Raw genomic sequence first — 11,690 nt, 5'->3', positions numbered from 1 at the left:
CTCCACTGCCGGATGCACGCCGAACACGGCCATCACGCCATCGCCCTGCACGCGCACGACCATGCCGTCGAAATCGTGGATGGCGTTGCGGATGAGCGTGATCGTGCTGTCGAGAACATCGCGGGCGTCTTCCGGATCGAGCACGGAGATAAGCCGGGTGGAGCCGACGATATCGGCGAAGAGCACGGTCGCAAAGCGCACGGCCTCGACATCACCGGACAGCGAGGGCGCCCGCCCGTTCGCTTCCCCGGCAATCGGCTGCACCGGTTGTCCGGTGGCAGTATCGAGTCCCTCGGCCCGCACCCTGTCGTCTTTCGCCCCCATGACAGTCCGGTCGAATCCCGCGCCGAACCGACTGACAGTGGCAGATATTCAGTTTGTTGACTGAATCGCAACGAGAATCGGCAGAGGCGTTCGGCATGTGCTTTCGCACTGCCGATCATGACAGGCCGATGATCTGATGGCTGCGCGCCATTCCCGAGCGTTCGGGGATGCGTTGCAGTTGCGCCCGGGTAAAGCCATCGCGGCGCAGCGGCAGCGGCGTGCCGTCAAGGTCGTAGCATGGCAGGGCCTCGCCCTCGCGCGAGACGCGGATCGACCAGCCCCAGCGCCGCTGGTCGCACGCCAGCCCCAGGAAGGCATCGCATTGCAGCATCAGGCAGGGCGGGCGCAGTCCACCCCGCGCCGCAAGCACGCGCTCGACATCCCCGTCCGAAAGCGAGAAGCGTGCGACATCGCAATCGTCCTGCCGAGGCAGGGGGGCTGAACCGGTTGGCGTCACGATCTGCAGCGACGGGCGCAGGATTGCCTCGCCCACGCGCCGGAATTCGACCTGCAGGGGGCCGGGGCCGGATTTCCAGATGAGATAGCGCTGCATTGGCCTCGATGGTTCGCGACCGGCAATCAGGCCGGAAACGGTCGGAGTGTCGGGCCGCTCTCTATGCCGCCCGCCCGCGTGAGGCGTCCGTTGGCCAGCGCACCGGCCCCTTGTGATTTGGCGCACATTCACTAAGCCTCGGCCGTGAGATGCCGCGGGAACGGTGATATCAATGTCCAGTTCGATCCTAAAGGTGCCGGATGATGTCCAGGCAGTTCTTGCTCTTCACGGGCGGCAGATGCGCGTGCGCAAGGGGCAGGTCCTGCTCGCGGTGGGACTGCCTGCGAACGACGTCTACGTCGTTCTGGAAGGCAGCGTCAGTGTCTCGCTCGTCTCGGCGCAGGGCCGCGAAACCGTGCTCCGCGCCATCGGTCCGCGGGAAATGTTCGGGGAATTGGCCGCGATCGACGGGGAGCCGCGCTCGGCCGACGTGGTCGCGGTAGAGAACAGCACGCTGCTGGTCATTCCCGGGCCGACCTTTGCCGGCCTGCTGGGCGTGGAGCCGGTCCTGTCGCTGTGGCTGGCAAGGTACCTCTCGCACCAGGTTCGCTATCTGACCAACCGCATCTACGAGCTTTCGACGATGGGCGTCGGGCCGCGCCTGCAGGCCGAATTGCTGCGGCTGGCAGGCGAGCCGGATCAGGCCGGTGCCGCCACGATCAATCGCATTCCGACGCAGGCCGAACTTGCCGCCCGCATCGGCACGAACCGCGAAACCGTGACGCGCGAATTCTCGCTGCTGATCAAGGAAGGCCTCGTCATGCGCGAGGGGCGGCGCATCGTCGTGCCATCGGTGGCGCGGCTTGCCGACCGGCTGCATCGTTATTCGCAGAGCAGTTGACGATCCCATCAGCGAAGACGTTGCCAGATCGGGTGCGGCGCGGATAGGCTGGGGCCATGCTCGAGGACCTGAAGAACCCCCGCACCACGACTGGCCGACGCTCCGGAATCATCGGGCGCATTGGCTGGGTTCTTGCCCGGCTGATTGCCGCCTTCCTGTTCATCTCGGTGGTTCAGGTGGTGATCTACAAGTTCGTGCCGGTGCCGATCACGCTGACCATGCTGATGGACGATCATTCCATCACCAAGGACTGGACTCCGCTTGGCGACATCGACCGCGACATGGTGGCGGCGGTGATTTCGGGCGAGGACGGCAAGTTCTGCCAGCACAACGGCTTCGATCAGGAAGCGATGATGGAGGCCTTCCGCCGCAACCAGAAGGGCGGGCGCATCCGGGGCGGCTCGACGATCAGCCAGCAGACCGCCAAGAACGTGTTCCTGTGGCAGGGCGGCGGCTATTTCCGCAAGGGGCTGGAGGCCTGGTACACCGTGCTGATCGAGACGATCTGGGGCAAGCGCCGGATCATGGAAGTCTACCTCAACGTCGCCGAGACCGGGATCGGCACTTATGGCGTCGAGGCAGGTGCCCAGCGGTATTATGGGAAGAGCGCGCGCAAGCTGAGCCCAGTGGAGGCCGCGCGCATCGCCGCCGTGCTGCCTTTGCCCAAGGAGCGCGAAGTCAACGGCGCGGGCGGCTTCACCCGCCGCCATGGCAATTCGATCGCCCGCCAGGTCCGGGTGGTGAAGAACGGGGCGCTGGACGCGTGTGTCTATAATTGAGGTTTGTTAGCGGTGCAGTCGGTTGCGGGGATGGACGTACGTCGGGTCTGGGTGAACCGGCCGGATGCGCTGAATGGCGTGTTTGGGGTAAATCGTTGCGATCACAAATTTTGGACTTCTACGTTAGCGCTGACCGGAGGAAGATAATGCAGCGTGATCGACGACTGCTCGCTGCGCTGTTGCTTTTCCTTGTCTCGCTTCTGACGGGAGCGGTTCAAGCGTGGATCGTAAATGCGTATGTGAGATCGGCAATTTCCGGCGGGTGGGAGTCTTTTGCCGATTTCTTTGGCCTCGATGCTCCAGCCAAAGGTCCGGCGGCGTATTGCATCGACTTCTGCGGACCTGAACTGCCTTTTATGGCGGGCTGGATAGCGATCGGCGCGTTTGTCAGCGGCCTGATGATTTTGGCTTTCGCTTGGTGGAAGCCGAAGGCGTGAGGTCGCAGAGGTAAGTGACTGGAATTCCTGCGGGCGCATCCCTAGCTTTTCTGTATGACTTCTGGTGGCCCCCCCGCGCAACGCCCTTATCGGCTCAGGACTTGGGTGCGGCAGAGATTGCCGTTTTGCCTTATTGGCCTCGTCCCGAAGGGTGCGGATTGTAAGCTGGCCGGGGGGACGCACGACTCGTACAGCAAGGACGGTCGAAATTCCGCGTGTTATCATTGCCAAATTGTTCGCGAGGGCAGGTTCTGGCGAAAGTGAAGCGGTGGGGACATTTGGCCGGCGTCCGAGAAGGCCTCGTGCGCTGAACGGCAGCTTTTGGAGCAATGGCCCCTTGATCGCCAAACATCCCCCCAGCACAACAAAAAGCGCGGGGTGAGTTTCCCCACCCCGCGCCGTTTTGTTCAACCGTTTAGGCTTATCAGAAGCCGACGCTGATCGAGCCGATCACCGTGCGCGGTGCGCCGATCTGGGCGAAGGGCACGCTGGTGGTCGAGGTTGCGGTGCCGCTGAAGCCGCCGACGTAGACTTCGTCGAACACGTTGAGGACGTTCAGCTGGAAGAACGTCTTGTCATTCAGGCCGAGGAACTCGAGGCTGACCTTGGCGTCGAGATCGACCAGCGTGTAGGCCGGGGTCTTGTTCGGATAGACCACCGAACCGCCCGAGGTGATCGGCAGGTTCTGGTCGTTGACGTAGCGCGGACCGGTGCGCTTGGCCTGGACGCCGAGCGAGACCGGGCCGATTTCACCCTGGGCGCGGGCGCCGAAGGTGTAGACCGGAGCGCCGCCTTCACGCTTTCCAGCAGTCTGGGCGAAGACCGGAACGGTCTGGCCGTTCGAGATCGTCTCGCCCGTGACCACGTTGTTCTTGATCTTCGACTTCAGGTAAGAGCCAAACAGGTAGAGGCTGAACTGGTCGATCGGCATGAACGAGATCGAGCCATCGATGCCGTACTTGTCCACGCGGCCGAGGTTGCGATAGATCGTCGCGTCGAGATCGACGTCGTAGGCCGAGGCCAGACGGTTGTTGTAGATCGTCCACCAGCCCGAAGCCTGCGCCTGCACCCGGCCCGAACGGACGCGGAAGCCGAGGTCGAAGTTGTGCGAGGTTTCGGGTGCGGGCTTCGCTTCAGCACGATCCGGAGCGTAGAAGAACGACTGGTAGAGGTTGTCCGTACCCGGCACCTGCAGACCCTTCGAGTAGTTGCCGAACACGCTGGCGCTGGCACCGATGCGGTAGGTGAAGCCGGCGGTCGGCAGCGGCTTCGAATAGTTGAAGATGCGCTGCTGCGGACGCTCGAAGGTGGTTGCCGCGTCATACGTGGCGTTGGCCGCATCGGTGCCGAAGCAGGCGACGTTGCCGCTTGCCGAAGTGGCAAAGCAGTAGTTGGTCAGGTTGCGGCGGAAGAACGGCATGCGCACGCCGGCGGTGACCGTCAGATCCTTGAAGTCGCCGCGGTATTCGCCCGAAACCTGATGCAGGATGGCATAGGACAGGCGGTTGCGCTTCTGCAGGCTCGAACCGTCCTTGGCGAGGATCGGGTTGTCGACCGGGAAGTAATCGGCGCCGAAGCCGTTCTGGCCGAGCAGCCCCGCTTCACCCGTCTGCCGGTGACGGCCGCGATCGTACGAATAGGCAAGGCGGACGGTGTTGTTGTCGTCGATATCGTAACGCAGCGACGAGATGACGCCGAGGCGCCAGGTCTGGGTCTGGCTGGGGCTGTGGACGCGCACGGTGTCCTTGGTGTCACCGTCGCCGTTGATGTCGACCCCTGCAAAGTAGTTCGGGTTCGAGCTGGAGCCCTGGATGAAGCCCGAAAGGCCCTGCGGGGTGAGGCCTTCGCTGGCGATCAGCGTGCCGCCGCCGTTGGCCTTGGTGTACTGGATGCTGGGATCGACGGTCAGCACGAGTCCGTCGGCCAGCGTGAAGCGCGAATTGATGCGGATGTTGCCGGTGTTCGAGGGGTTGTAGCGATAGTCGAACGCCGAACCGCAGCTGCTAGCCTTATCTTCAACGCCAGCAACCGGTGCAGGAATGATGCAGCGCGCGGTCTGGATGTCACGCTCGGCCTTGGTGTCGGGGAAGGTGTCGCTGCGCAGGTTGACCGAACCGAAGAAGTTGTTGCGGTTGCGGTTGTAGTGACCGGCGATCGAGATGAAGTCGCCATTGTCGCCCAGCGGCTGGTAGATGCGGGCGTTGATCTGCTTCTTGTTGATCTCGCCGATGCCGCCGAAGATCGTGTCGTTGGTGGCAGAGCTGGCGGCGATGAACGCGCGCAGGCCCGAGGCGTTGAGGTTGCCGGTGTCGATCGAGCCGAACACGCGCATGAAATCAAAGCGCCCGGCCGAACCGACCATGCGCACGCCGAAGTCTTCGGTCGGCTTGCGGGTGCGGTAGTTCACGGTTGAACCCGAAGCGGCAGCAGTCGGGCTATCGACATCGGTCGAGCCGAGGTTGACGTTCACCTGCTCGATCAGCTCGGGATCAAGCTGCTGGTTGGAATAGAGCGCGTAGTTGCCGGTGTCGTTCAGCGGCAGGCCGTCGAAGGTCTGCGAGATGCGGGTGCTGTCGAAGCCACGGATGGTGAGCGTGCCGCCGGCCGAACCGAACGGGTCGTTGTTCTGGAAGCTGACGCCCGGCACGAGGTTGATGATGTCGTTGATCGACTGGCCGGGAGCCTGGCGGCTGATGATGGCCTGGTCGAGCACCTGCTTGGCGCGGGTCGTGTTCGGCGTTTCGACGCCTGCGACCGACTTGGCTACGGTGCCCGTGACGATGATCGGCTGTTCGAAGTCGACCGAGCCGGTCGACTGGGCGTGGGCTGCGCCGGCCATTGCGACGCTACCGAGAGCAATGGTCGACGCTGCGACCAGGAACTTCATCTGCATTATCTGACCCCGTTACATGGCGCCGTGTGGCGCGGTTTGTGGCGTGGTTGATTCCCCGCCGTATGCTTAGGCCGGAGCGGGAATCACCCGGTGCGCCGAACCTTCGCGAGCGGCCTTAGCGGCCCTTGCGATGGCTCCAAACCGGTCTCAGGTGACACTATAATGACGAGGTTACGACAGTGCGGCGGCTTTGTTTGCGACTGCGTAAAAAACTGTCGCGAAGGTTGCCTGCGCATATCCAAAGATTGCGCAGATCGCCGGTTTCAAGCTACTTTTCCGAAGACGTGGCTATGTTGCAACACATAACAAAAATTGTTGCATCGCAGCGAAGTGCGCCGCCTCAACGGCTCAGGCGGCTTCGCGTTCCTGCGGTGCGATGAAAGCGGTCAACAGCCAGCGGTGATCGCCTTCGCAGCCCAATGCGGTAAGCTTGCCAGAGGCGAAAGCGCCGGTGTCTATGCCGATGCGGTTGTGCCTCAAGACCGGTTCGTCGGTGATGGTGTGGCCATGCACGACGAGGTGCCCGTGCGGTTCGGCATGATCGAGGAATTCGCGGCGAATCCAGCGCAAATCCGACGGCATCTGCCGGTCAAGCGGTACGCCAGGGCGAATACCGGCGTGGACGAACAGGTAATCGCCGATGACGATCTGGTTTTCCATCGCCTGCATGAAGGCAACGTGTTCGGGTGGAACCAGAGCGTTGGCCCGATCGATGATCTCCTCGAGATTGCCCCGGCTGTATTCTTCGCCACGCAGCCCATAGCTGAACAGCGTTTCCCGGCCACCGTGGCGCAGGAAATGGCGCATGGTTTCCTCGTCGCGCAGGCTTCCGAGCATCATCTCTTCGTGGTTGCCGGCAAGGATACGCACCTTGCCCGTGGCCATGAGCTGCATGGCCCGTTCAATCACGCCGCGGCTGTCCGGGCCACGATCGACCAGATCGCCCAGGAGGATAAGCGTCGTATCGGCAGGCCCACGTGCGGCGTCGTCGGCGTCGATCCGCGCGAGCAGCTGCTCGAACAGGTCAAGCCGTCCGTGGATGTCGCCAATCGCATAGACGCGCTGCCCGGCAGGCATGGACGCCTGCGGCGGCAGGGGCTCTTCGACGACAGGAGATGAAAACAGCGAGCGAAGCTTGTTGAACATGGATCCTCGTTAGCGCGCGATATGGCCCCGGCCTGTGCATCATGCAACACCTTTGCCATCCGATACGTTGCAGAGGCCCTCCAGGCTTGCCGCAGCCTCGCCCGGTCAGCGCAAGTAGAAGTCGATGGTCGTGACCACCCGGACCTTCTTGTAGGGCGTGTCCGAGACGCCCCAACCCCCGCCATCGCCATCGCGCGCGGTGATCTCGAAATAGCCTTGGCTCGCGGTCTTGATGCCGTCGACCGAAGCGCCACTGTCACGCGCGAACTGTTCGGCGGCGGCGCGTGCGTCCTTGGTGGCGGCAGCGACCATCTCCGGCTTGATCGCGTTGAGGCGCGTGAAGGTATAGGCCATCCCTGAGCCTTCCTCGAGCATCACGCCGCGCCGGACCAGATCGAACTGGCGCTTCACAGCCCGTTGCGCCCGGGCGATGTCGGTGGTGCGCAAGGTCATGCGCTGGCGGACCGAGAAGCTGACGACACCGTCGCTGGTCATGGTCTGGACGTTGACCCCGGTCGGCTGCAGCGCTTCTGCGGGAAAGCCGAGCTCGCCGAAGAAGGCCCGGATCGACTGGCTGTCGCGGTCGACGCTGGCCTGTGCGCTGGCAAGGTCGGGCGCGGTGGCGGAATAGGCCAGGGTCCAGGTGGCAAGGTCGGCCGTCACCTCGCGCTCGGCGAGCCCGCGCACGGTGACAGAGCGATCAGCGACCTTGGCGCGGCGGAAACCATCGCCGATGAACCAGCCGCCGGCGACCAGTCCAGCTGCGAGGATCGCCACCGGCAGGAGCGCCATTCCGCCTTGCGGCAGGATGCGCGCGCGCGACCCTTGGGTTTCGATCCTGTCGTCGCTATCTTCACCCTGCATCGCCACCTCCCGGGCTTGTGTGCCTGCGACAAGTTGTGCGATTCTATCGATGAACTGTTTTTGAACGGAATGCCTAGCCGTGACCAAGTTTCTCCATACCATGATCCGCGTGACCGACCCGGACGCGACAATCGCCTTTTTCGAACTGATCGGTCTCAAGGAGACGCGCCGCTTCTCGAGCGAGCAGGGCCGCTTCACACTGATCTTTCTGGCTGCACCGGGCCAGGAGGGCGTGGCCGAAGTGGAATTGACCTACAACTGGCCGCCCGAGGATGGGTCTCCAGCCGAAGTCTATGACGGCGGGCGCAATTTCGGCCACCTCGCCTATCGCGTCGACAATATCTACGAGACCTGCCAGCGCATCATGGACGCAGGCCACATCGTGCATCGCCCCCCGCGCGACGGGCACATGGCTTTCGTGAAGTCGCCCGACGGCATTTCGATCGAACTGCTTCAGGAAGGTCATCTCCCGCCCCAGGAGCCTTGGGCCAGCATGCCGAACACCGGCACCTGGTAAGCCCCCCTATCCTGCACCAGCCAAAGCGGCGTCCGGTTCGGTCCGGGCGCCGTTTTCTTTTATCGGTCGGTGGTTCCGGCGGGGGTGGATGAAAAGGGTGAGGCACCTGCCCAAAAGGGCGTTGACTCCATGTTGCTGTGCAGCATTATCAATCCCGGACAGGCGTCATGGAATGGCCAAAAGGCCGCGCCGGTCGAAGGGGTATTGCTGACAAACTGACGTCTGTCGCGCTGACGCGACGGGGCCGGAGACACTGCTGTCTTCGGCTGGCGGGAAAGCTTTGCCTTTTCATCTGGGCCGTTCGCGCGGCGGCCTGGCCATGTTGCGGTGCAAGGTGGCGAGGATGCGCAACGAGATTGGGGATGGATGCACGGGGAGAAGCGAGGGCCGGGCCAGACTTGCCTGGCCGAGCCATACAGGGGGTTGACGAGATGAAAAAGCAGATCGGGTTCAAATCGAAAGCCATGCGGGCGCTGGGCGTTTCAACCATCCTTTCCACGATGGTCCTGCCCGCAATCGCCCATGCCGCCGACGAGCCGCAGGAAGCCGCCGCTCCCGCTGCCGAACCGCAGGCCGCCGAAGAGCAGGGTCTGGGCGAGATCGTGGTGACGGCGACGCGCACGGCCACTTCGATCCAGAAGGTTCCGATCTCGATGCAGGCCTTGAGCGCCGACACGCTTGGCCAGCGTCAGGTCAAGGGCCTGACCGATTTTGCCTCGCTGCTCCCCTCGGTCACCTTCGCCGGCATTGGCCCGGGCCGCAACACCCCCTATTTCCGCGGCATCGTGCCGGCAGGTGGCGGGCGCGAATCGGTCGGCTACTACATCGACGACATTCCGATCACCGGCACCGGCCTGCCCGACATCATGGCCTATGATTTGGAGCGCATCGAGGCGCTTTCGGGTCCGCAGGGTACGCTCTATGGCGCAGGTTCGCTGGCCGGCACGATCCGCTTCATCACCAAGAAGCCGACGACCGACAAGTTCGAGTTCGGCTATGATGCCGAGGTCAACAAGTACGGCAAGGGCGATTTCGGTGGCCAGTACCAGAGCTACATCAACGTGCCGATTGCTGACAATCTGGCGATCCGCGCGATGGGCTTCTACCGGCGTGACGGCGGCTACATCGACAACACGCCCAACAACGGCAAGTTCAACGATGGCAGCCCCTCGGTCCTGACGCTGGGCGACGACAACCCGAACACCAGCTACACGCTCGACAACTCGTCGATCGCGCAGGACGATTACAACACCATTGAAGGATACGGCGGGCGCCTGCAGGTGCTGTGGCAACCGTTCGATGGCTGGGACATCATGCCCCAGATCACCGCGCAGCAGCAGATCGCCAACGGGTATTTCGGTTTCGATCCGCGCGTGGGCGACCTTGAGGTCCACGACTACGACAAGACCAGCCAGAACGACAGGTTCTACCAAGCCGCGCTGAGCATCCACGGCCACATTGGTGATTTCGATCTGGTTTCTGCGACCGGTTACTATCAGCGCCAGATCAAGCTGCTGAACGACTACACCTACTACACCGTAACCTATGACGGCTTCGGCCCGGGCTACGAGAACTACCTCCAGTTCTTCAGCAAGGACGGCTGCACCGGATCGGGCGCAACGCTGAAATGCACCAACCTCATCAACCCGACGCAGTATTACAGCGGTCTGCGCAACGAGCGGAAATTCACGCAGGAAATCCGGCTGACCACGCCCAAGTCCTGGCCTTTCGACGTGACGATCGGTGGCTTCCTCCACCACCAGACCAACGAGATCAACAATGACTACGGCATCCATGGTCTTGCCGACATCGTCGGCTATACCATGTCCGGTGGCGGCGACAGCAACCCCGCCGGCTTCGGCATTCCGGTCAGCCAAGGCGGCACGATGGTGCTCGGTTCACCTGCGGTGAAGCGCGATGCCTTCTACCTGAGCGAGCAGACCAACCACTGGAAGGACTACGCGGTCTTCGCCGAAGGGCATTACAACATCACCCCCGAACTGAAGCTGACCGGCGGCATCCGCTATTTCTGGACGCGATTTGACGTGACCGGGTTTGGCGGTGTTGCGGCATCGGCGCAGAATGCACCGTCGATCTTCCTGCCGACCAACTCGGTCGGCTGTCCGCTGCCTCTGCCGGCCGAACGCCTGCAGTGCCGCAACTTCAATCGTCTCGATCCGCTCAGCGTCGGACGCTATCGCGAGCAGGGCGAGACGCACAAGGTTGCGCTGAACTGGCAGTTCCAGCCGGACAAGATGATCTATGCAAACTACTCGACCGGGTTCCGGCCGGGGGGCTTCAACCGACCCTTGCGCATTCGCGCCTCGGGCGGGTTGCCGCAGGTCATCGTGGCTGCACCGCCTTTCAAGTCGGAAGAGCTGACCAATGTCGAGCTGGGCTTCAAGGGAACCTGGAACAACATGTTCCGCCTGAACGCAGCGGTCTATCTCGAGAAGTGGAACAACATCCAGTATTCGGTGGTGGTGGCGGGCGCCCAAGGCGCGGGCTACACCGGCAACGCCGGCAAGGCTGAGGTCAAGGGCATCGAGTATGACGCCGATCTCAAGCTTGGCGCGGTTACAGTCTCGACATCTGGCGCGTTCAACGACGGCAAGCTGAAGGGCAACTTCTGCAACTTCATTGCAGACCGGACGGCGCTTACCATCACGCAGCTGGCGACCTGTGCCGTGGGCACGCCGGTTCCTGGCACCAACGGACAGACTCCTTCGGTTGCCGCAATCGATGGGACCCGCCTGCCACGTCAGCCGAAGTTCAAGGGCACTACTTCTGTGCGCTATGACGGCGATTGGGGCGACAAGGACTTCTACGTTCAGGGTGCGGCGCTTTACCAGACAGGGGCGACGCAGGACCTCAACGTCGACCAGAACGCGCTGTACGGAAACACGCCGGGCTTTGTCAGCTTCGACTTCTCGGCCGGGATCAAGACCGAAAGCTGGACGCTCGACGTGTTCCTCCAGAATGCTTTCGACAAGCGCGGGCAGCTGACCAAGAACACCTTCTGCTCGATCGACTTCTGCTCGGGATCGTCGCGCACCTTCATCATCAAGCCGCAGTTCTTCGGCATCCGCTGGGGCCAGAAGTACTGAGGTTTCAAAGACTTTACCCTGCGTAAGGAACCTGAGGCCCCCGCGGGAAACCGTGGGGGCTTTTTTGGGGTGGTGGGATATGGCGTGGGAGCGATGGATGAGGTGTGCGTCGCTGGCGTCATGGACCCCGGCCTGCGCCGGGGTGACGATCCCTTTGACTCGTTGAGACAATTGCCGTCACACCGGCGAAGGCCGGGGTCCATTGCCTCGCTGCATTCGCAACGGTTGG

The 11,690-nt window shown here is 62.8% G+C and carries 9 protein-coding genes and 1 pseudogene; 5 read left to right on the top strand and 5 right to left on the bottom strand.

The features are described from left to right. Window positions 1-39 precede the first annotated feature (39 nt). Together AC1Q5P_RS17505 and AC1Q5P_RS17500 are read right to left on the bottom strand one after the other, a co-directional pair. Window positions 40-324: pseudogene (locus AC1Q5P_RS17505) on the bottom strand (adenylate/guanylate cyclase domain-containing protein); the annotation flags it as partial. A 115-nt stretch (window positions 325-439) separates the two neighbouring features. After that, on the bottom strand, window positions 440-877 hold the full coding sequence (locus tag AC1Q5P_RS17500; protein WP_039331718.1) for a hypothetical protein: 438 nt from the start codon (window positions 875-877) through the stop codon (window positions 440-442). Between the two features lie 172 nt (window positions 878-1,049). Between AC1Q5P_RS17500 and AC1Q5P_RS17495 the strand changes: the two genes are divergently transcribed. From AC1Q5P_RS17495 to AC1Q5P_RS17485, 3 genes are all read left to right on the top strand, one after another. Next, window positions 1,050-1,718 (top strand): Crp/Fnr family transcriptional regulator, encoded by a 669-nt coding sequence (locus AC1Q5P_RS17495; protein WP_052241965.1) that lies wholly within the window; start codon window positions 1,050-1,052, stop codon window positions 1,716-1,718. Between the two features lie 56 nt (window positions 1,719-1,774). Further along, a complete protein-coding gene (mtgA, locus tag AC1Q5P_RS17490; RefSeq protein ID WP_052241967.1) occupies window positions 1,775-2,497 on the top strand; it encodes a monofunctional biosynthetic peptidoglycan transglycosylase in 723 nt (240 codons plus the stop codon). Window positions 2,498-2,643: 146 nt separating this feature from the next. Further along, on the top strand, window positions 2,644-2,934 hold the full coding sequence (locus AC1Q5P_RS17485; protein WP_039331719.1) for a hypothetical protein: 291 nt from the start codon (window positions 2,644-2,646) through the stop codon (window positions 2,932-2,934). Window positions 2,935-3,358: 424 nt separating this feature from the next. Here AC1Q5P_RS17485 and AC1Q5P_RS17480 read toward each other — a convergent pair whose 3' ends face one another. From AC1Q5P_RS17480 to AC1Q5P_RS17470, 3 genes are all read right to left on the bottom strand, one after another. Further along, the gene (locus tag AC1Q5P_RS17480) at window positions 3,359-5,821 is read right to left on the bottom strand and encodes a TonB-dependent receptor (RefSeq protein ID WP_492519625.1); all 2,463 of its coding nucleotides are present in this window, start codon (window positions 5,819-5,821) and stop codon (window positions 3,359-3,361) included. Window positions 5,822-6,175: 354 nt separating this feature from the next. Continuing rightward, window positions 6,176-6,973: a metallophosphoesterase family protein gene (locus tag AC1Q5P_RS17475; protein ID WP_492476876.1), complete on the bottom strand. Its 798-nt coding sequence runs from the start codon at window positions 6,971-6,973 to the stop codon at window positions 6,176-6,178. Between the two features lie 105 nt (window positions 6,974-7,078). Next, window positions 7,079-7,765 (bottom strand): SIMPL domain-containing protein, encoded by a 687-nt coding sequence (locus AC1Q5P_RS17470; protein ID WP_039331935.1) that lies wholly within the window; start codon window positions 7,763-7,765, stop codon window positions 7,079-7,081. Between the two features lie 151 nt (window positions 7,766-7,916). Between AC1Q5P_RS17470 and AC1Q5P_RS17465 the strand changes: the two genes are divergently transcribed. Both AC1Q5P_RS17465 and AC1Q5P_RS17460 read left to right on the top strand, forming a co-directional pair. Further along, window positions 7,917-8,354, top strand: coding sequence for a VOC family protein (locus AC1Q5P_RS17465; RefSeq protein WP_039331721.1), 438 nt, complete (start codon window positions 7,917-7,919; stop codon window positions 8,352-8,354). A gap of 431 nt (window positions 8,355-8,785) precedes the next feature. Further along, the gene (locus tag AC1Q5P_RS17460; protein WP_492519615.1) at window positions 8,786-11,461 is read left to right on the top strand and encodes a TonB-dependent receptor; all 2,676 of its coding nucleotides are present in this window, start codon (window positions 8,786-8,788) and stop codon (window positions 11,459-11,461) included. Window positions 11,462-11,690 lie beyond the last annotated feature (229 nt).

The sequence above is a fragment of the Novosphingobium sp. GW835-FHT14H07 genome, from assembly GCF_058793515.1.
Note: the sequence above shows the minus strand (reverse complement) of the source record. Positions and strands in the feature narration are given on the sequence as shown.

Bases quoted from the DNA above. Each gene is read 5' to 3' on its own strand.
- AC1Q5P_RS17495 (WP_052241965.1), top strand. From the start codon at position 1,050: ATGTCCAGTTCGATCCTAAAGGTGCCGGATGATGTCCAGGCAGTTCTT.
- AC1Q5P_RS17480 (WP_492519625.1), bottom strand. From the start codon at position 5,821: ATGAAGTTCCTGGTCGCAGCGTCGACCATTGCTCTCGGTAGCGTCGCA.
- AC1Q5P_RS17460 (WP_492519615.1), top strand. From the start codon at position 8,786: ATGAAAAAGCAGATCGGGTTCAAATCGAAAGCCATGCGGGCGCTGGGC.
- AC1Q5P_RS17475 (WP_492476876.1), bottom strand. From the start codon at position 6,973: ATGTTCAACAAGCTTCGCTCGCTGTTTTCATCTCCTGTCGTCGAAGAG.
- AC1Q5P_RS17470 (WP_039331935.1), bottom strand. From the start codon at position 7,765: ATGGCGCTCCTGCCGGTGGCGATCCTCGCAGCTGGACTGGTCGCCGGC.
- mtgA (WP_052241967.1), top strand. From the start codon at position 1,775: ATGCTCGAGGACCTGAAGAACCCCCGCACCACGACTGGCCGACGCTCC.
- AC1Q5P_RS17485 (WP_039331719.1), top strand. From the start codon at position 2,644: ATGCAGCGTGATCGACGACTGCTCGCTGCGCTGTTGCTTTTCCTTGTC.
- AC1Q5P_RS17500 (WP_039331718.1), bottom strand. From the start codon at position 877: ATGCAGCGCTATCTCATCTGGAAATCCGGCCCCGGCCCCCTGCAGGTC.